Below are 19,239 nucleotides of genomic sequence, written 5' to 3' on the forward strand. Positions count from 1 at the left end.
AAGCTCGACTCGGCTCTTGCGTACCAAAGTACGAACCATGGCTATAGATGAGACCAAGTTGAACGGATTGCTATCCAAGGTGGCGCGCTTTGTGCGCCACCCTACGGTCAATTGGTCCGATCTGGACAATCTGAATCAGGAAGAGCCGGAAAGCCAGTACAGCAAGCAGGCGCTCAAGGAAATGATTGAGCGCAAGCGCCAGAACGATTTCGTGCGCAAGCGTGAGTTCGAGCAGCTGCGCAAATTGCGTGCCTCTCAGCTGGCTCAGCAGGCCCAGGGCAACCAGCCAAAGCTGATGCCCTCCCTGGGCTCCACCATGCCTGGAGCGCCCAGTTCAGTCTTGCAGACATTGAATAGCAATCTGGGTGAGCGGGCGGTGACGCTCAAGAAGATCGACGAGATCGAGGCTCAGATGTCCCAGCAGTGGTGGCGCGGCAAACAGGCTGCGGATGCCACCACCATGCCCATGCCTTTGCCAGCAGGGGGCAATCCCACACCCACCTCCTTCAGAGCGCCGTCGCCAGGGGCGACCGTGCCTTTGCTCAACAATGTGGTGCCCGGTCAGTTGCCGCAACCCGGCCAGGCCGGCAGCGGATTTGAGCCCACAAGACCCCTGGACCTGGCGGCTTCTGCACCGGCGTCCATTCTGGGGCGTGGAGCCTTGCTTGGCGAAACCGAATTTGCCGCGGGTTTTGCTCCGACCGAGGTTTCAGGCCCTGCGCCAGACAATATGATTCCGCCCTCGTTTGTGCGCTTCGAGCACGACTGGGAGCTGGAAGAAGCTGCCATTGTTTTTGCCAATGGCGACGCGAAAATGGCCCAGGCCTTGTTGCAGGCCTTGCTGGACAGCCGCAGCGCCGATCTGCCCAGGCAGCTGCCGGTCTGGCTGGCGCTGCTGGATCTGTACCGCGCGGCGGGCTGGCAGGCGGAGTTTGATGAGAGCGCCGTAGATTTCGCCTCGCGCTTTGGTCGTTCGGCCCCGCAATGGTTTGCCATGCCGCAGGAGCATGGCGGTCTGAGCGCCGTGGCAGAGCTTGAGGGCGATGCGAATCCGGCAGCATCCGGCTTGAATTGGACGGCGCCTGCGCAACTGACGCTCTCCGGTCTGCAGGCCTTGCACGTGGCCAAATCCCGCAGTCCGGCCCCCTGGGCGCTGGACTGGAGCGCGCTGCAATCCCTGGATGCCGGTGTGATGCGGCCCATGCACGCCCTGGTGATGCAATGGGCCGATGAGGGCGGCGCGCTGGCGTTTACCGGCGTGGAACAGTTGCAGGCGGTGCTGCGGGCGCTGACGCCTTCCGGCGCGCGCGAGGTGGACACCGGTTGGTGGCATCTGCGTCTGGCCTTGCTGCGCCTCATGCACATGCAGGACGACTTCGAGCTGACCGCACTGGACTATTGTGTGACCTATGAAGTCTCGCCGCCGTCCTGGGTGGACCCCGTATGTGCTGTCTCGCATGATGGCGCGGTACAGGATGTGTTTGCGCTGGACAGCCGCATGCTGATACCCGATACCTTGGTACCGCCGATGCTGGGGCGCGATCTGCCGCATCGATTTGCGCTGCAAGGCGTGATCGAGGGCGATGCCCTGCCGTGGCTGACTTCGATCCAGGAGCAGGCACACCTGGGTGAGACCATTTCCATCAATTGCGCCCGTCTGGTGCGCATGGATTTTGCGGCCGCCGGTTCGGTGCTCAACTGGACCTCGTCCATGCAGGCGCTGGGCCATGTGCTGCAGTTCAGCCAGCTGCACCAACTGGTGGCGGTGTTCTTCAACGTGGTCGGCATACAGGAGCACGCTCAGGTGCAGCCTCGCCACGACTGAAAAGAATTTTCCGGCGGCCTCTTGAGGCTTGCTGCATGCACCCCCACCTGCTCTCACTATGGAACAGTTTCACGGCACCACCATTTTGAGCGTGCGCCGCCAGACCCCCGAAGGCGTGCAAGTCGCCATCGGTGGCGATGGTCAGGTCACATTGGGCAACATCGTCGTCAAGGGCACAGCGCGCAAGGTGCGCAAGCTCTACCACGGCAAGGTGCTGGCCGGCTTTGCCGGCGCCACCGCCGATGCCTTCACCTTGTTTGAGCGCTTTGAAGCCAAGCTGGAAAAGCACCAGGGCCATCTGACCCGCGCCGCCATCGAACTTACCAAGGACTGGCGTACCGACCGCGTGCTGCGCCGCCTCGAGGCCATGCTGGCCGTGGCCGATGCCACCACGTCTCTCATCATTACCGGCAACGGCGATGTGCTGGAGCCCGAGCAAGGCATTGTGTCCATAGGCTCGGGTGGTGCTTATGCGCACTCGGCCGCCAAGGCGCTGCTCAACAACACCGAGCTGTCAGCCGAGGAAGTGGTGCGCAAATCGCTGGGCATTGCCGGCGAGCTGTGCATTTACACCAATATGAATCACACCATAGAAACGCTGTAAGCGGACTTCTATTCCTGAATTGATAGCTGGTGGCGCTTTTTACATATGCGCTGACGGCTTGTTTGATTGAGTATCTTCCATGTCTTCTGCCATGACTCCTCAGGAGATCGTCTCCGAGCTGGACAACCATATCGTGGGCCAGTCCGGCGCCAAGCGCGCCGTGGCGATTGCACTGCGCAACCGCTGGCGCCGCCAGCAGGTCGCGGATGGCCTGCGCCAGGAAATCACGCCCAAGAACATTTTGATGATTGGCCCCACCGGCGTGGGCAAGACCGAGATTGCGCGCCGTCTGGCCAAGTTGGCCGATGCGCCTTTCATCAAGGTCGAGGCCACCAAGTTCACCGAGGTGGGCTATGTGGGCAAGGATGTGGACGCCATCATCCGTGACCTGGCCGAAATCGCCGTCAAGCAGACGCGCGAAGCGGACATGAAGAAAATGCGTGCCCGCGCCGAAGATGCGGCTGAGGATCGCATTCTCGATGTGCTGGTGCCCCAGGCGCGTACCGGCGAAGTGGCGGCAGACAATACGGCGCGTCAGGTGTTCCGCAAAAAGCTGCGCGAAGGCCAGCTTAATGACAAGGAAATCGAGATTGACATTGCCGAGGCGCTGCCCCAGGTGCAGATCATGGGTCCGCAAGGCATGGACGAGATGGCCGAGCAGCTGCGCGGCATGTTCAGCCAGATGGGCCAGGAAAAGCGCAAGACGCGCAAGCTCAAGATCGCCGAGGCCCTGAAGCTTCTGACCGACGAAGAGGCGGCCAAGATGGTCAACGAGGAAGACGTCAAGACTCGTGCCATTGCGAACGCCGAGCAAAACGGGATTGTCTTCATCGACGAGATTGACAAGGTCGCCACCCGCCAGGAAAGCAGCGGCTCCGATGTCTCGCGCCAGGGCGTGCAGCGCGATCTGCTGCCGCTGGTGGAAGGCACCAGCGTCTCTACCAAGTACGGCGTGGTCAAGACCGACCACATCCTGTTCATCGCCTCGGGCGCGTTCCATCTGTCCAAGCCCAGCGATCTGATCCCCGAGCTACAGGGGCGCTTTCCCATTCGCGTGGAATTGGATTCGCTGTCGGTCCAGGACTTCGAAGCCATCCTCATGCAAACTCACGCCTCCCTGGTCAAGCAGTACCAAGCGCTGCTGGCGACCGAAGGCGTAACGCTGGAGTTCAAGCCCGAGGCCATCACCCGCTTGGCGACGATTGCCTTTGACGTCAATGAGCGCACCGAGAACATCGGCGCGCGCCGTCTGGCTACCGTGATGGAGCGCCTGCTTGACGACGTCAGCTTCGATGCCGTCAAGCTTTCCGGCCAGTCCGTGGTGATCGATGCGGCCTATGTGGATGAGCGCCTGCAAGTGCTGAGCAAGGACGAGGATTTGTCGCGTTTCATTTTGTAAGCCGTTTATCCAACTCAGAGCCATCTGCCCGCTTAGTCGGGCAGTTTGCATTTGTAGGAAGGAATCGCGACTCACCACGCCTGTCGCGAGGAAGTGAATGGTTGCAATTGAGAGTTCCTATTGAGAGTCAACATGCACAGATTTTGCTAAGTGCTTGTAGTTGAATAACTTTTTGAAAAATCACGGATACGTTTTATTTCTAAGTTATTGATTTCATTGAAAATAATTCTGTATGGCTGGTTGGTCTCACATCAAATAACTGCTACAGTGGAAAAAAGTGCAATTAAGTGGTGAAAACTGCCTTCATCGCCCTATTTGGCGGAAATGAACGGCTTGAACCAACCGAGGTAGCTCACCGTGTTTCAAGGGGCGTCTTCTCTGCATCTCGATGGAAAGGGGCGGCTTTCAGTGCCGACCCGGCATCGTGACGCCCTGATGTCCATGGCCGAAGGTCAGGTGACCTTCACCAAGCACCCCCACGGTTGCCTGATGTTGTTCCCCCGCCCAGAGTGGCTGGAGTTTCGCGAACGTATTGCCCAGATGCCCATGAACGCCCAGTGGTGGAAGCGCATTTTTCTGGGCAATGCCATGGACGCTGAAATGGATGGAACCGGTCGTTTGCTGGTTTCGCCGGAATTGCGCCAGGCCGCAGGCCTGACCAAGGAAGTCGTGCTGCTGGGAATGGGTAACCATTTCGAGCTGTGGGACAAGGCCACTTATGAGGCACGTGAAGCGCAAGCCATGCAGGAAGAAATGCCTGCGGCTTTCCAGGATTTTGTTTTTTAGGAAGAGACGTGCTTGTGAATCAGCCGTTGCAACACATCACCGTTTTGCTCAATGAGGCCGTGGACGCAATGCTGGGTGGCGTGTCCGCGCAACCCGCAGGCCAGTGGGTGGATGCAACGTTCGGGCGCGGAGGTCACTCCCGCCTGCTCCTGCAGAGGTTGGGGCCGGACGCAAGACTGACTGCGTTCGACAAGGATCTGGACGCAATCGCTGAAGCGGCGCGCATCACCGATGCGCGTTTTTCGATTCGGCACGAAGGGTTCAAGCACCTGGGCGAGCTGCCAGAGGCCAGCGTGCAAGGCGTGCTGATGGACCTGGGGGTGAGCTCGCCCCAGATCGACAACCCGGACCGGGGCTTCAGCTTCCGTTTTGACGGACCACTGGATATGCGCATGGACACCACGCGTGGCCAGAGCGTGGCCGAGTGGCTTGAAGATGCGGAAGTGCAGCAGATTGCGGAGGTGATACGTGACTACGGTGAAGAACGGTTTGCTGGCCCCATTGCAAAGGCGATTGTTGCGAGGCGCGAGAGCCAGGGGCCACTTCGCACCACCGCCGAGCTTGCCCAGCTCGTGGCTGGCGCAGTCAAGACCCGCGAGGCTGGGCAAAATCCGGCAACACGCACCTTCCAGGCTCTTCGGATTTTCATCAATGCCGAGCTTCAGGAGCTCGAACAGGCACTAGAGGCCAGCCTGCGTGTGCTGGCTCCGGGCGGTCGACTGGTGGTCATCAGCTTTCACTCGCTGGAAGACCGCATCGTCAAGCAGTTCATCGCCAAGCATTCCAAAGAGGTGTACGACCGCCGTGCGCCCTTTGCCTTGCCCACGCCCATGCGTCTGAAGGCGCTGGACCGTATCAAGCCCAGCGTGGCTGAAGTCGACGGCAATCCGCGTTCACGCTCTGCCGTGATGCGCGTTGCCGAACGCACCGAGGTGCCTGCATGACATATCAGTGGGCCCCCAAGCTCACATCACAGGAAGGGCTGCCATGCTGCGCCTGAACCTGTTGCTGCTCGTGACCGTGATGGCTAGCGCCATCTTTCTGGTGCAAACCCAGTATGAGTCGCGCAAGCTGTTCACCGAGCTGGACCGTGCCGAAGCCGAGGCGCGCCGCCTGGCCACGGATCAGTTGCGCCTGCAGGTGGAAAAGCGTGCCCAGGCAACGCCCCAGCGCATAGAGACGCTGGCGCGCGAGAAGCTGCAGATGAAGCCCGCTTCGCCGGGCATCTCGCAATATGTGAAGGATGGTGTGGCCAGTGCGGGAGCGGTTCGATGACACGCAGCGTGCTCTACACCACCAGCCCTTTGCTGGCGTCCAAGACGCCGCTTTGGCGCAGCAAGATGATTGTGGCCATGCTGGCCCTGGGCTTTGTGGGCCTGGGCGCTCGCGCGGCCTATGTGCAGGTGTTTGGCAATGACTTCTTCAAGCGCCAGGGCCTGGTACGTTTTGCGCGCACGCTGGAGTTGCCCGCCAATCGCGGCCGCCTGCTGGATCGCAACGGGCTGATTCTGGCCTCCAGCGTTCCCGCGGCCAGCATCTGGGCGATTCCCGAAGACGTGGATTTGAACGACCCCGAGATCAAGCAAAAGCTGCAGGAAGCAGCCAAGCTGATGGACGTGCCCCTGGCCACGCTGATGGCCAAGCTCGGTGACGAGGACAAGACTTTTGTCTGGATCAAGCGCCAGCTGGACTGGGAAGTGGGTCAGAAGATTGTGGCGCTCAATATCAAGGGCATCTACAACCGCAAGGAATACAAGCGCCAGTATCCCGAAGGCGAGTCTGCGGCCCACATCGTGGGCTTCACCAATGTGGAAGACCACGGCCAGGAAGGCATGGAGCTGGGCTTCGATAAGGAGCTGGCCGGCAAGCCCGGTTCGCGCCGTGTGATCAAAGACCGCCTGGGTCGCGTGGTGGAAGGCGTGGGCGAGGAAGTACCGCCGCAGGACGGCCAGGACATCCAGCTGTCCGTGGACAGCAAGATCCAGTACTACGCCTACCAAAAGCTCAAGCAGCAGGTCGAGACGTTCAAGGCCAAGGCCGGCAGCGTGGTGGTCATGGACGCGCATACCGGCGAATTGCTGGCCTTGGCCAACTATCCCAGTTACGACCCGGGTCACCGCAAGAATCTGACGGGCGAGCAGTTGCGCAATCGCGCGCTGACCGACACCTTCGAGCCGGGCTCGACCATGAAGCCCCTGACCATCGCCACGGCGCTGGAGCTCAAGCGCGTCAAGCCTTCGACCATCATCGATACCGCCCCCGGACGCTATACCGTGACGGGTTCCACCATCACCGATACGCACAACTACGGCGCGCTGTCGGTGGAAGGCGTGATTCAGAAGTCCAGCAACGTGGGTGCGACCAAGGTGGCGCAAAAGCTGTCGCCCCAGGAAATGTGGGAGTTCTTCAGCGCTGTGGGTTTCGGCCAGAAGCCGCAGATCCAGTTCCCCGGTGCAGTTTCCGGGCGTCTGCGTGCCTGGAAGACCTGGAAGCCTATCGAGCAGGCCACCATGTCCTATGGCTACGGACTGTCGGCGTCGCTGTTCCAGATGGCGCGTTCCTACACCGTGTTCTCCAATGACGGCAACATCATTCCAGGCACCATTCTGAAGGTCACCGAGCCTCCGGTGGGCGTGCGTGTGTTCTCGGCCGAGAACGCCGCCGAGGTGCGTCACATGCTGTGGCTGGCTGCCGGCCCCGGTGGTACCGGGCAAAAGGCCCAGGCCGAGGGTTACACCATTGGCGGCAAGTCGGGTACGGCCCGCAAGCAGGTGGGCAAGAACTACGCCGCCGGCAAATACCGCGCCTGGTTCACCGGCATGGCTCCTATCGATAAGCCGCGCATCATCGTCGCCGTCATGGTGGATGAACCCACGGTGGGTTCTTACTACGGCGGCACTGTGGCCGGTCCCGTCTTTGCCGATGTGGTGCAGCAGTCGCTGCGTTTAATGGGCGTTCAGCCCGACAAGGAAGTCAAGCCTCAGATTGTGGCCGCCCCGGCTGAGGAGCCTGTGCTATGAGTACTTCCCAACATTTTCCCATTCAACATCTGAACACGGCTGCTGACGCCGTGGCCTGGCTGCGCGCACGCGTGCCGGGTGATCTGCAGACCGACAGCCGCAAGGTCAGGGCTGGCGATGCCTTTATTGCCTGGCCCGGCGCGGCCACCGACGGCCGGGCCTTTGTGGCCCGCGCGCTGGAGCTGGGCGCAGCAGCCGTTCTGGTCGAGGCGCAAGGTCTGGAAACCTTTGCGCTGCAAGGCGACAGGATTGCAGCTTTGCCGGGGCTCAAGGCCGCCACCGGCCTGATTGCCGACCAATGGTTTGCCCATCCCAGTGGCGAGCTGGATGTGCTGGCGGTGACCGGCACCAATGGCAAGACAACCACGGCATGGTGGTTGGCCTACGCACTATCAAAAGTGAAGCTGCAAGCGCGCATGGGTTGTGCGCTGGTGGGCACTTTGGGTGTGGGCGTTCCGCCGGATCTGGAATACACGGGCCTGACCACGCCCGATCCCGTGCGCCTGCAGCGGGCGTTTCGCGAATATGCCGATGCGGGGCTGGCGGCCTGTGCCATCGAAGCCTCGTCCATAGGCATAGTCGAGCACCGCCTGGACGGCACCAAGATCCGCGTGGCCTTGTTCACCAATTTCACGCAAGACCACCTAGACTACCACGGCAGCATGGATGCCTATTGGCAGGCCAAGGCCAAGCTGTTTTCCTGGCCCGGGTTGCAGGCGGCGGTGATCAATATCGATGACACGCATGGCGCCAGACTCTGGGCCAAGCTGCAGGCCGGGGCGCTGGATGTCTGGAGCGTCTCCATTCAGGGCCCGGCCCGTTTGCAGGCCAAGGACATCCGCCTGGGCGAGCAAGGCCTGTGCTTTACGGTGCTGGAAGCCGGCCACAGCCTGCGCATGAATACGCGCCTGGTCGGCCAGTACAACGTCTCCAATCTGCTGGGCGTGCTGGCAGCCTTGCGCAGCCTGGGCCTGAGTCTGGACCAGGCCGTGGCTGCCTGTGCCGATCTGGAGCCTGTGCCCGGCCGCATGCAGCAAATCGTGCAGGCCGACCAGCCGCTGGTGGCCGTGGACTATGCCCACACGCCCGATGCGCTGGAAAAAGCCCTGCGGGCTTTGCAACCTGCGGCTCAGCAACGCGGCGGCAAGTTGTGGTGCGTGTTTGGCTGTGGCGGCGACCGCGACAACACCAAGCGTCCGCTCATGGGTCAGGCTGCCCAAACCTATGCCGACTGCGTGCTCGTCACCAGTGACAACCCGCGCAGCGAAGTGCCTGACCGCATCATCGACCAGATTCTGGCCGGCATGCAGCCGGGTGAAAACCTGCATGTCCAGGCCGACCGCGCGGCGGCCATTGCCCAGGCGCTGGCCCATGCCGATGCACGCGATGTGGTGCTGATTGCAGGCAAGGGACATGAGGACTATCAGGAGACGAATGGCGTGCGCCAGCCGTTCTCCGACATGGCTGAAGCGCAAAAAGCGCTTGCAGCCCGCGAAGGAAAGAAACGGTCATGATGACCTTGGCAAAAGCGCTGGAGCTGATCCAGACGCATATCCCCGCAGCCCGTTTGATCGGTGACGGTCAGACCGTGCTTGCGCGCGTGCACACCGATACCCGTACGCTGCAGCCCGGCGACCTGTTTGTGGCCTTGAAGGGCGAGCGTTTTGACGCCCACAGCTTTCTACCCCAGGCGCAAGCGGCCGGCGCTGCTGCCGCCATTGCCAGCCATGGGCTGAGCGAGGCCGGCATCAGCGGCATTGAAGTGCCGGACACCTTGCTGGCCCTGGGCGCACTAGCCCGTGCTTGGCGCGCCCAGTTCGATCTGCCCTTGATTGCCGTGACCGGCAGCAACGGCAAGACCACGGTGACGCAGATGATCGCTTCCATACTGCGCACCCATGCAGGTGAGGCCGCTCTGGCCACCCGCGGCAACTTCAACAACTCCATAGGCATGCCGCTGAACCTGCTGCGCATGAGCGGCGAGCACCGCATTGCCGTGCTGGAGATGGGCATGAACCACCCCGGCGAAATTGCCGAGCTGGCCGCCATCGGCCAACCCACGGTGGCCTTGGTGAACAACGCCCAGCGCGAGCACCAGGAGTTCATGCACACGGTGGAAGCCGTGGCGCGTGAAAACGGCTCGGTGCTGAGCTTTCTGCCTCAGGACGGCACGGCCATCTTTCCTGCAGGTGATACCTACACCGCGCTGTGGAGCGAGCTGGCGGCAGGCCGCCCCAGTCTGATGTTTGGGCAAGCCGAAGACGGTGCCCAGGTGTTTGCCAGCGATGTAGTCTGGAGCAACGGTGCCTGGGCATTCGAGCTGCATACGCCCCAAGGCAAGGCCGCCGTGCAGCTGCATATTGCCGGTCGCCACAATGTGCGCAATGCCCTGGCTGCAGCGGCCTGCGCCCATGCGGCCGGTGTGCCGCTGGCTGCCATTGCGCAAGGGCTGACGGCGTTCGAGCCGGTGACGGGTCGTTCGCGTGCGCTGTCGGTAACGGCTGGCGGCAAGAGCGTGACCGTGGTTGACGACAGCTATAACGCCAACCCCGATTCCGTGGCCGCCGCCATCGAGGTGCTCAGCGAGCTGCCGGCACCGCAATTGCTGGTGCTGGGCGATATGGGCGAGGTGGGCGATAACGGCCCGCAGTTCCATGCCGAAGCCGGTGTGCTGGCGCAGCAACAAGGCATTCCCCAGTTCTTTGCTCTGGGTGAGCAAAGCGCTTTCGCCGTGGCCGCCTTTGGCGCCGGGGCTACTCATTTCGATAGCATGCAGGCGCTTCAAGAGGCCGTGTGCAAGGTATTGCCCCAGGTGGGCAGCGTGTTGGTCAAAGGTTCGCGGTTCATGAAGATGGAGCAAGTGGTGCAGGCGATCGAAGCCTGCGCAAGCAAGGTGCAGGGCAACTCCAAGGAGGCCGCATGCTGCTGATGCTTGCCCAATGGCTGCAAGGCCTGTCGCCAGAATTCGGCTTTTTGCGCGTCTTCCAGTACCTGACGCTGCGTGCCGTGATGGCCGCCGTCACCGCCTTGCTGCTCGGCCTGTTCATAGGCCCCAAGGCCATACGCATGCTGACCGCGCTCAAGATTGGCCAGCCCGTGCGCGGCTACGCCATGGAAACCCATCTGGCCAAGAACGGCACGCCCACCATGGGCGGAGTGCTGATTCTGTTTTCCATCGCCGTCTCCACCTTGCTGTGGTTCGACCTGTCCAACCGCTTTGTCTGGATCGTGTTGCTGGTCACCCTGGGCTTTGGTGCCATTGGCTGGGTGGATGACTGGCGCAAGGTTGTCAACAAAGACCCCGAAGGCATGCGCTCGGGCGAGAAGTACTTCTGGCAGTCGGTGATCGGCCTGCTGGCGGCGCTGTATCTGGTGTTCTGCATTTCCGAGAACAGCAATGCCCAGGTGTTCGAGCTGTTCATCTCCTGGATTCAATCGGGCTTTTCCATGGATCTGCCGCCCAAGGCTGGTCTGATCGTGCCCTTTTTCAAGGAAGTCAACTATCCGCTGGGCGTGCTGGGTTTTGTGATCATGACCTACCTGGTGATCGTGGGCGCCAGCAATGCCGTCAATCTGACCGACGGCCTGGATGGCCTGGCCATCATGCCCGTCATCATGGTGGGCACGGCGCTGGGCATTTTTGCCTATGTGACCGGCAACACCACTTACGCCAAATACCTGCTGTTCCCCAGCATTCCCGGCTCCGGCGAGCTGATGGTGTTCTGTGGCGCCATGGCCGGCGCCGGTCTGGCCTTCCTCTGGTTCAATGCCCACCCGGCACAGGTGTTCATGGGCGACGTGGGCGCTCTGGCCCTGGGCGCGGCCCTGGGCACGATTGCCGTGATCGTGCGTCAGGAAATCGTGCTGGCCGTGATGGGTGGCATTTTTGTGGCCGAGGCCGTGTCCGTGATGCTGCAGGTGACTTACTTCAAGTACACCAAGAAGCGCTATGGCGAAGGCCGCCGTCTCCTGAAGATGGCGCCGCTGCACCACCACTTTGAAAAGAGTGGCTGGAAGGAAACCCAGGTGGTGACCCGCTTCTGGATCATCACCATGCTGCTGTGCCTGCTGGGCCTGTCCACCCTGAAGCTGAGGTAGTCGCCATGCAAGACGAAGACTTCAAGACCCAGGATCAGGCGCTGCAGGATGCGCCGGCGGATGCTATGCCCTTGCAAGCAGCAACTGCTGATGATGTGGCGATTTCAGAGCAAAAAATGCCTGAAATCCAGGTGATTGATGCGCAATCTGCTTCTGAAAGCGTAGCGCCCTTTGAAATCATTCCTGAAGCCATTCCCGATGTCTCCACGCTGACGGCCGCCAGGGATGCCGAGGCTTTTGTAGCCCAGATCTTTGCCGATCCCAGCGTGTCCGATGCGACGGATGTCGAGGTGACCGCGGCGGTGGAAGAGGAGGCCGAGCCCGTGGTGGAGTTGCCACCCGTGCCCCAGCTCTGGCCGCAGGCAGCCCAGCAACATCTGCAGGGTCGGCGCGTGCTGATTCTGGGCCTGGGCATTTCGGGCATCGCCATGGCGCGCTGGTGCGTGCGTGCCGGTGCCGAAGTGACGGTGGCCGACACCCGCGATGCGCCGCCGCATCTGGCGACCTTGCAAGCCGAACTTCCGGGTGTGCGTTTTGTGGCCGGCAGCTTTGGCGCCGATCTGGTCGACGGCCAGAGCCTGAGCGCCGTCTACCGTTCGCCGGGCCTGAGCCCTGCCACGGTGGCCGCCGTGTTCAACGCCGCGCGTAGCATCGGTCTGCCCGTGGGTGGCGAGCTGGATTTGTTCGCCCTGGCGCTCAAGGGCTTGAAAGAGGCCCACGGCTATGCGCCCAGGGTGCTGGGCATTACCGGTACCAATGGCAAGACCACGGTGACTTCGCTGACCGGCCAGCTGCTCGAGCATGCCGGCATCAGCGTGGGTGTGGCGGGCAATATCGGCCCGACGCTGCTTGACACGCTGGCCGCGCGCATTGATGGCGAGAGCCTGCCCCAGGCCTGGGTGCTGGAGCTGTCCAGCTTTCAGCTCGACGACTGCCAGGGTTTCGAGCCCACGGCCGGTGCCGTGCTCAATATCTCGCAAGACCATCTGGACTGGCACGGCAGCCTGCAGGCTTATGCCGATGCCAAGGCCCGCATCTTTGGCGAGCAGGGCCTGATGGTGCTCAACCGCGAAGACGCCATGGTGATGGCCATGCTGGCTGCGCCGGTGGCGATTCCCGGCAAGCGCGGCAAGACTTTCCAGCGCGCCCATGTCACCTTTGGTGGCGACATGCCGCGCCGCCCCGGCGATTTTGGCCTGGAAGTGGTCAACGGCATGACATGGCTGGTGCGCGCCCACGAGGCTGACGAGACCTCCAAGGGCAAGCATGTGGACGATCTGCACATTCAGCGCCTGATGCCTGCGGATGCGCTGCGCATTCGCGGCCGCCACAACGCCATCAACGCGCTGTCGGCCCTGGCTCTGGCCACGGCCACCGGCTGCACGCTGGCTCCGCTGCTCTTCGGCCTGCGCGAATACCGGGGCGAACCCCACCGCGTCCAGCCTCTGGGCCGGGTCAGCGATGTGGAGTATTTCGACGACAGCAAGGGCACGAATGTGGGGGCCACGGTAGCGGCTCTCATGGGCCTGGGGCCGGACCACCGCATCGTGGTGATTCTCGGCGGCCTGGGCAAGGGCCAGGATTTTGCGCCCCTGGCCGCACCGGTATCGCGCTATGTACGTGCCGCCGTGCTGATAGGCCAGGATGCGCCGCTGATCCGCGAAGCGCTGGCCGATTGCGGCGTCACCCTGCAGGACGCCAGCACCATGGCCGATGCGGTGCAAAAGTGCGCCCAGCTGGCCCATGCCAATGACGCCGTGCTGCTCTCGCCAGCTTGCGCCAGCATGGACATGTTCAAGGACTATGCCGATCGCGCCCACCAGTTTGTGGGTGCGGTGCGCAATCTGGCGCTGGATGCCGGCCAGCAACTGGAGGAGGGCGCATGACAGCCGCAGCCCTGACCAGCATCACCAGCCGCGTGCGCTCATGGTTCACGAGCGCGGTGGACAAGCCCATCGACGTGCTGCCCGTGCGCGTGGGCGGGCCGCAATACGACCGTCCCACTCAAACCCCGGCCAGCGTGCTGGGTCTGGATCTGGCTTTGATCTGGGTGGTGATCGGTCTGCTGGCCTGGAGTCTGGTCATGGTGTATTCGGCATCGATTGCGATGCCGGACAACCCGCGCTTTGGCAAGATCGAGCCCTATCACTTTCTGCTGCGCCATGCCATGTCCATAGGCATGGCTTTCGTGGCGGCCTTGCTGGCCTTTCAGGTGCCGATTGCCATCTGGGAGAAAGTGGCGCGCAAGCTGTTTCTGCTGTCCATTTTCCTGCTGGTGCTGGTGCTGATACCGCATGTGGGTACGGTGGTCAACGGCGCGCGGCGCTGGCTGTCGCTGGGCATCATGAATTTCCAGCCCTCGGAGCTGGCCAAGTTCGCGACGCTGATCTATGCCGCCGACTACATGGTGCGCAAGATGGAGGTCAAGGAGCGCTTCTTCCGTGCCGTGCTGCCCATGGGGCTGGCGGTGCTGGTGGTGGGCGTGTTGCTGCTGGCCGAGCCCGATATGGGGGCTTTCATGGTGATCGTGGTGATCTCCATGGGGATTCTGTTTCTGGGTGGCGTGAATGCCCGCATGTTCTTCATCATCGCCCTGCTGGTGGTGCTGGCCTTTGTGATGATCATCGCCACCTCCGAGTGGCGCCGCGAACGCATTTTTGCCTATCTCGATCCCTGGGACGAAAAGCATGCGCTGGGCAAGGGCTACCAGCTCTCGCACGCGCTGATTGCCATTGGGCGGGGCGAGATCTTCGGCGTGGGTCTGGGCCGCAGCGTGGAAAAGCTGCACTGGCTGCCCGAGGCGCATACCGACTTCTTGTTGGCCGTGATCGGCGAAGAGTTCGGCCTGGTCGGCGTGCTGCTGATCGCCGTGACCTTTCTGTGGCTGACCCGTCGCATCATGCTCATCGGCCGCCGCGCCATTGCGCTCGACCGGGTGTTTGCCGGTCTGGTGGCCGAGGGCATTGCCATCTGGATGGGCTTTCAGGCCTTTATCAATATGGGCGTTAATTTGGGCGCCTTGCCAACCAAAGGCCTGACTCTGCCGTTAATGAGTTTTGGCGGTTCCGCCATTTTGATGAATTTGATAGCGATAGCCGTGGTGCTCAGAGTCGATTACGAAAACAAGCTGCTGATGAAGGGAGGTCACGCATGAGTCTCCCCATCCCGAAAAACAAGCAACGCACCGCCCTGGTAATGGCGGGCGGAACGGGCGGTCATATTTTCCCCGGTCTGGCCGTGGCTCAGGAGCTGCGCGCGCGCGGCTGGAATGTGCACTGGCTGGGTGCGCCGGGCTCCATGGAGTCGCGCATCGTGCCGCCCCATGGCTTTGTGCTGGAAACCATAGAGTTCGGCGGTGTGCGCGGCAAGGGTCTCAAGACCTTGCTCATGCTGCCGGCCCGTCTGCTCAAGGCCTTCTCGCAAGCCCGTGGCGTGATGCAGCGCGTCCAGCCCGATGTGGTCATAGGCCTGGGCGGCTATCTCACGGTACCCGGCGGGCTGATGGCGGCGATGGCCGGCAAGCCCGTGGTCTTGCACGAACAGAACTCCGTGGCCGGCATGGCCAACAAGGTGGTGGCAGCCGTGGCCAAGCGCGTGTTCACGGCTTTCCCTCAGGTGTTCGCCAAGGGCGAATGGGTGGGCAATCCGCTGCGCAAGGCTTTTATCGCTCAGCCGACGCCGGCAGAGCGCTTTGCCGGCCGCTCCGGTCCGCTCAAGCTGTTGGTGGTGGGCGGCAGCCTGGGCGCCAGGGCCTTGAACGACATCGTGCCGCAGGCGCTGGCTCTGATTCCTGCGGGCCTGCGCCCTACGGTGACCCATCAAAGCGGCGCGGCCCAGATTGATGCGCTGCGCGCCAACTACGCCGCTGCCGGCGTGGCCGCCGAGCTGACGCCTTTTATCGAGGATACGGCCCAGGCCTTTGCCGATGCCGACATCATCGTCTGCCGTGCCGGGGCCAGCACCGTGACCGAGATCGCTGCCGTGGGTGCGGCGGCGATTTATGTTCCCTTCCCGGCCGCGGTGGATGACCACCAGACGACCAATGCGCGCTTTCTTGTGGATCAAGGTGCCGGCTGGCTGATGCCGCAAAGCACGCTGACTGCACAAGGGTTGGCTGAAATGCTACAAAATATGCAGCGTGCGACGCTGCTGGAGCGCGCAGAACAAGCTAAAAAAATGCAAAAAATCCATGCCACTGAACAAGTGGTCGCCGCTTGTGAGGAGTTGGCCGCATGAAACACGCCATTCATCACATTCACTTTGTCGGTATTGGCGGCGCCGGAATGAGCGGCATTGCCGAAGTCCTGCACAACCTGGGCTACGTGATTTCGGGTTCGGATCTGTCCGATAGCGCCACGCTGCGCCGCCTGGCCAGCCTGGGCATCAAGACCTTTGTGGGCCACGCTGCCGAGAATGTGACCGGCGTCGAAGCCGTGGTCACGTCCACTGCCGTGCAGGCCGACAACCCCGAGGTCATCGCCGCCCGCGAGAAAAAGATTCCCGTCGTGCCCCGCGCGCTGATGCTGGCCGAGCTGATGCGCTTCAAGCAGGGCATTGCGATTGCCGGTGCCCACGGCAAGACCACGACCACCAGCCTGGTCACCAGCGTGCTGGCCGAGGCGGGGCTGGACCCCACGTTCGTGATCGGCGGCAAGCTCAACAGTGCCGGCGCCAATGCCAAGCTGGGTCAGGGCGACTACATCGTGGTCGAGGCCGACGAGTCCGATGCCTCCTTCCTGAACCTGTTGCCGGTGATGGCCGTGGTCACGAACATCGACGCCGACCACATGGAAACCTACGGCCATGACTTCGGCCGTCTCAAGGGCGCTTTCGTCGATTTTCTGCACCGCATGCCTTTTTATGGCCGTGCCATCGTCTGCATAGACAGCCCGGCCGTGCGCGAGATACTGCCCCAGGTGGCGCGCCCCGTGACCACCTACGGCTTTGCCGAAGATGCCCAGGTGCGCGCCGTCAATGTGCGCGCCGAAGCCGGCCGCATGCGCTTTACCGTGCGCCGCCAGAACGGCCAGAGCTACCCGGATATCGAAGTCGTGCTGAGCCTGCCCGGCGAGCACAACGTGCTCAACGCCCTGTCGGCCGTGGCGGTGGCCATGGAGCTGGAAATCTCGGACGAAGCCCTGCTGCGTGCTCTCGATGGTTTCAAGGGCGTGGGCCGCCGCTTTCAGCGCTACGGCGATCTGCCTGCCAGCAATGGCGGCACCTTCACCGTCATCGACGACTACGGCCACCACCCGGTGGAAATGGCAGCCACCCTGGCTGCGGCCCGTGGCGCCTTCCCCGGTCAACGCCTGGTGCTGGCCTTTCAGCCGCACCGCTACAGCCGTACGCGCGATTGTTTTGAAGACTTTGTGAAGGTTATCGGCAGCGCAGATTCCGTGCTGCTGGGCGAGGTGTACGCCGCCGGCGAAACTCCCATAGTGGCCGCCGACGGCCGCTCTCTGGCCCGCGCCCTGCGTGTGGCCGGCAAGGTGGAGCCGGTGTTTGTGGAAAACATTGCCGATCTGCCGGCCGCCATCGCGGCCAATGCGCTCGGCGGTGATGTGTTGCTGTGCATGGGGGCGGGCTCCATTGGTGCCGTGCCCGGAAAGTTGGTTGAGATGCTTCAAAAAAATGAGCTGAACGCGCAGCAAGGGAGCGCGCAATGAGCACATTCGGTACCAATATTGATGTCAAGGCCCTGGGCAAGGTGGCCGTGCTCATGGGCGGTCGCTCGTCCGAGCGCGAAGTCTCGCTGATGTCCGGCACCGGCGTGCTGGCGGCGCTGCAGTCCAAGGGCGTGAATGCCCACAAGTTCGACCCGGCAGAGCAGGGGCTGGATCAGCTCAAGGTACAAGGCTTTGACCGCTGCTTTATCGCCTTGCACGGCCGCTTTGGTGAAGACGGCACGGTGCAGGGTGCGCTGGAGTTGCTGGGCATTCCCTATACCGGCTCGGGCGTCATGGCTTCCAGTATTGCCATGGACAAGATCATGACCAAGCGCATCTGGCGCTTTGAGGGTCTGTCCACGCCTGACTGGCGCATGGTCGCCAGCACCGAAGACACGCTGGCCGCATTCCAGGCGCTGGGTGCGCCCATGATCGTCAAGCCGGCGCGCGATGGCTCCAGCATGGGCCTGACCAAGGTGATGACGGCCGATCAATGCGCCCAGGCCTATGCGCTGGCGGCCCAATACGACGCCGAAGTGCTGTGCGAGGAATTCATTGCCGGCGACGAGACCACCTGCCCGGTAATTGGCAGCGGTGCTGCTGCCCATGCCTTGCCCGTGATCCGCATCGTGGCGCCCGAAGGCAATTACGACTATCAGAACAAGTACTTCACGGACACCACCCAGTACCACTGCCCCAGCGGTCTGCCCGAGCAGGAAGAAAAAGCCATCCAGGAACTGGTGGAAAAGTCCTTCCGCACCCTGGGCTGCCGGGGCTGGGCGCGTGCCGACATCATGATCCGCGCCAGCGATCGCAAGCCTTTCTTGCTGGAGATCAATACCTCGCCGGGCATGACCGGGCATTCTCTCGTCCCCATGGCTGCGCGTGCCACCGGCGTGAGCTATGAAAACCTGTGCCTGGGCCTGCTGGCCAGCAGCGCACTGGACGACGGAGAAGCGGAGCACGTATGAATCGCAGCCAGCCCTCAGCCGTCCCCTTTGACGTCAGACTCATGAACATCACCGCCACGGTGCTGTTCATGGGTTGTCTGGCGTTGCTGGTGGCTGCGCTGGGCTGGTGGCTGATGCGAACGCCGGCTTTCAATATCGGGCGCATCGTGGTCGAGGGTGAGCTGCAGCACAACAACGCCGTGACGCTGCGTGCCAATGTGGCGCCGGTGCTCAAGGGCAACTTCTTTACGGTCAACCTCAAGTCTGCCAAGGAAACCTTCGAGCAAGTGCCGTGGGTGAGGGAGGCGCAGGTGCGCCGCGAGTATCCCAACGGCCTGCGCGTCATCCTCAAGGAGCACACGGCCGAGGCCTTCTGGGGCCCCGAGACCGGCTCGGGTCTGGTGGATAACGCGGGCGAAGTGTTTGAAGCCAATCTGGGCGAACTCGATCGCGAAGGCCTGCCGCGTCTGCAAGGGCCTGAAGGCTCGGCGCCCCGCATGCTGAAGATGTACCGCCAGATGGTGCCGGCCCTCAAGCCGCTGGATGTGAGCGTGGATGGCCTGGTGCTCAACGCGCGCGGCAGCTGGCAGATGACGCTGGACAACGGCGCGGCCCTGGAGCTTGGCGGCGGCACGCACGAAGACGTGATGCAGCGCGTGCAGCGCTTTGTGCGCACGCTGCCGCAGATCACCTCCCAGTACCGGCGCACTGCCGAAGCGCTGGAGTCCGCCGATTTGCGTTACGAAGAAGGCTATGCCTTGCGTCTCAAGGGTGTGACCACGGGCTCCAGTCCCGCTGCGGCTGCAGCGCGGGCGCGGCGCTGACAGGAGTCGGGGGCGCAGATGCAAGGCAGTCAACAGACAGACAAAGACAAGACAGAACCTACCGGGG

General features: G+C 62.5%; 16 protein-coding genes. All 16 read left to right on the forward strand.

What is annotated here, in order from left to right; genetic code table 11:
- The first annotated feature begins 37 nt into the window (after positions 1-37).
- The 16 genes from ACNAZA_RS06675 to ACNAZA_RS06750 all read left to right on the forward strand — a co-directional run bounded on the left by ACNAZA_RS06675 (position 38) and on the right by ACNAZA_RS06750 (position 19,172).
- On the forward strand, positions 38-1,825 hold the full coding sequence (locus tag ACNAZA_RS06675) for a hypothetical protein (protein WP_415795699.1): 1,788 nt from the start codon (positions 38-40) through the stop codon (positions 1,823-1,825).
- Positions 1,826-1,883: 58 nt separating this feature from the next.
- Positions 1,884-2,429, forward strand: coding sequence for an ATP-dependent protease subunit HslV (gene hslV, locus ACNAZA_RS06680; RefSeq protein ID WP_415795700.1), 546 nt, complete (start codon positions 1,884-1,886; stop codon positions 2,427-2,429).
- Positions 2,430-2,508: 79 nt separating this feature from the next.
- Positions 2,509-3,828: an ATP-dependent protease ATPase subunit HslU gene (hslU, locus tag ACNAZA_RS06685; protein ID WP_415795702.1), complete on the forward strand. Its 1,320-nt coding sequence runs from the start codon at positions 2,509-2,511 to the stop codon at positions 3,826-3,828.
- A gap of 357 nt (positions 3,829-4,185) precedes the next feature.
- A complete protein-coding gene (mraZ, locus tag ACNAZA_RS06690; protein ID WP_120971518.1) occupies positions 4,186-4,614 on the forward strand; it encodes a division/cell wall cluster transcriptional repressor MraZ in 429 nt (142 codons plus the stop codon).
- 14 nt (positions 4,615-4,628) lie between these two features.
- Positions 4,629-5,558: a 16S rRNA (cytosine(1402)-N(4))-methyltransferase RsmH gene (gene rsmH, locus ACNAZA_RS06695; protein ID WP_415795703.1), complete on the forward strand. Its 930-nt coding sequence runs from the start codon at positions 4,629-4,631 to the stop codon at positions 5,556-5,558.
- Between the two features lie 43 nt (positions 5,559-5,601).
- Positions 5,602-5,889: a cell division protein FtsL gene (ftsL, locus tag ACNAZA_RS06700; RefSeq protein WP_415795704.1), complete on the forward strand. Its 288-nt coding sequence runs from the start codon at positions 5,602-5,604 to the stop codon at positions 5,887-5,889.
- Positions 5,886-7,634, forward strand: coding sequence for a peptidoglycan D,D-transpeptidase FtsI family protein (locus ACNAZA_RS06705; RefSeq protein ID WP_415795705.1), 1,749 nt, complete (start codon positions 5,886-5,888; stop codon positions 7,632-7,634). Before ftsL ends, ACNAZA_RS06705 begins: the two co-directional genes overlap by 4 nt.
- Positions 7,631-9,148 (forward strand): UDP-N-acetylmuramoyl-L-alanyl-D-glutamate--2,6-diaminopimelate ligase, encoded by a 1,518-nt coding sequence (locus tag ACNAZA_RS06710; RefSeq protein ID WP_415795706.1) that lies wholly within the window; start codon positions 7,631-7,633, stop codon positions 9,146-9,148. Before ACNAZA_RS06705 ends, ACNAZA_RS06710 begins: the two co-directional genes overlap by 4 nt.
- Complete coding sequence (locus tag ACNAZA_RS06715; protein ID WP_415795707.1) at positions 9,145-10,563, forward strand: UDP-N-acetylmuramoyl-tripeptide--D-alanyl-D-alanine ligase; 1,419 nt, start codon at positions 9,145-9,147, stop codon at positions 10,561-10,563. The genes ACNAZA_RS06710 and ACNAZA_RS06715 overlap by 4 nt, the downstream gene beginning before the upstream one ends.
- The gene (gene mraY, locus ACNAZA_RS06720) at positions 10,554-11,732 is read left to right on the forward strand and encodes a phospho-N-acetylmuramoyl-pentapeptide-transferase (RefSeq protein WP_120971512.1); all 1,179 of its coding nucleotides are present in this window, start codon (positions 10,554-10,556) and stop codon (positions 11,730-11,732) included. The genes ACNAZA_RS06715 and mraY overlap by 10 nt, the downstream gene beginning before the upstream one ends.
- Before the next feature lie 5 nt (positions 11,733-11,737).
- Positions 11,738-13,618 (forward strand): UDP-N-acetylmuramoyl-L-alanine--D-glutamate ligase, encoded by a 1,881-nt coding sequence (gene murD, locus ACNAZA_RS06725; protein WP_415795709.1) that lies wholly within the window; start codon positions 11,738-11,740, stop codon positions 13,616-13,618.
- Complete coding sequence (gene ftsW / locus ACNAZA_RS06730; protein WP_415795710.1) at positions 13,615-14,886, forward strand: putative lipid II flippase FtsW; 1,272 nt, start codon at positions 13,615-13,617, stop codon at positions 14,884-14,886. The genes murD and ftsW overlap by 4 nt, the downstream gene beginning before the upstream one ends.
- Complete coding sequence (gene murG / locus ACNAZA_RS06735) at positions 14,883-15,968, forward strand: undecaprenyldiphospho-muramoylpentapeptide beta-N-acetylglucosaminyltransferase (protein WP_415795711.1); 1,086 nt, start codon at positions 14,883-14,885, stop codon at positions 15,966-15,968. The genes ftsW and murG overlap by 4 nt, the downstream gene beginning before the upstream one ends.
- Positions 15,965-17,398, forward strand: a complete 1,434-nt coding sequence (gene murC / locus ACNAZA_RS06740) for a UDP-N-acetylmuramate--L-alanine ligase (RefSeq protein WP_415795713.1) — start codon at positions 15,965-15,967, stop codon at positions 17,396-17,398. The genes murG and murC overlap by 4 nt, the downstream gene beginning before the upstream one ends.
- The gene (locus tag ACNAZA_RS06745) at positions 17,395-18,369 is read left to right on the forward strand and encodes a D-alanine--D-alanine ligase (protein WP_415795714.1); all 975 of its coding nucleotides are present in this window, start codon (positions 17,395-17,397) and stop codon (positions 18,367-18,369) included. Before murC ends, ACNAZA_RS06745 begins: the two co-directional genes overlap by 4 nt.
- Positions 18,366-19,172, forward strand: coding sequence for a cell division protein FtsQ/DivIB (locus ACNAZA_RS06750; RefSeq protein WP_415795715.1), 807 nt, complete (start codon positions 18,366-18,368; stop codon positions 19,170-19,172). The genes ACNAZA_RS06745 and ACNAZA_RS06750 overlap by 4 nt, the downstream gene beginning before the upstream one ends.
- Positions 19,173-19,239: the final 67 nt, after the last annotated feature.

It is taken from the genome of Comamonas aquatilis, assembly GCF_965139575.1.
GTDB lineage: Bacteria > Pseudomonadota > Gammaproteobacteria > Burkholderiales > Burkholderiaceae_C > Comamonas > Comamonas aquatilis.

Coding starts and splice junctions, on each gene's coding strand:
- ACNAZA_RS06675 (WP_415795699.1), top strand. CDS start 38: ATGGCTATAGATGAGACCAAGTTGAACGGATTGCTATCCAAGGTGGCG.
- hslV (WP_415795700.1), top strand. CDS start 1,884: ATGGAACAGTTTCACGGCACCACCATTTTGAGCGTGCGCCGCCAGACC.
- hslU (WP_415795702.1), top strand. CDS start 2,509: ATGTCTTCTGCCATGACTCCTCAGGAGATCGTCTCCGAGCTGGACAAC.
- ftsL (WP_415795704.1), top strand. CDS start 5,602: ATGCTGCGCCTGAACCTGTTGCTGCTCGTGACCGTGATGGCTAGCGCC.
- ACNAZA_RS06705 (WP_415795705.1), top strand. CDS start 5,886: ATGACACGCAGCGTGCTCTACACCACCAGCCCTTTGCTGGCGTCCAAG.
- ACNAZA_RS06710 (WP_415795706.1), top strand. CDS start 7,631: ATGAGTACTTCCCAACATTTTCCCATTCAACATCTGAACACGGCTGCT.
- ACNAZA_RS06715 (WP_415795707.1), top strand. CDS start 9,145: ATGATGACCTTGGCAAAAGCGCTGGAGCTGATCCAGACGCATATCCCC.
- mraY (WP_120971512.1), top strand. CDS start 10,554: ATGCTGCTGATGCTTGCCCAATGGCTGCAAGGCCTGTCGCCAGAATTC.
- murD (WP_415795709.1), top strand. CDS start 11,738: ATGCAAGACGAAGACTTCAAGACCCAGGATCAGGCGCTGCAGGATGCG.
- ftsW (WP_415795710.1), top strand. CDS start 13,615: ATGACAGCCGCAGCCCTGACCAGCATCACCAGCCGCGTGCGCTCATGG.
- murG (WP_415795711.1), top strand. CDS start 14,883: ATGAGTCTCCCCATCCCGAAAAACAAGCAACGCACCGCCCTGGTAATG.
- murC (WP_415795713.1), top strand. CDS start 15,965: ATGAAACACGCCATTCATCACATTCACTTTGTCGGTATTGGCGGCGCC.
- ACNAZA_RS06745 (WP_415795714.1), top strand. CDS start 17,395: ATGAGCACATTCGGTACCAATATTGATGTCAAGGCCCTGGGCAAGGTG.
- ACNAZA_RS06750 (WP_415795715.1), top strand. CDS start 18,366: ATGAATCGCAGCCAGCCCTCAGCCGTCCCCTTTGACGTCAGACTCATG.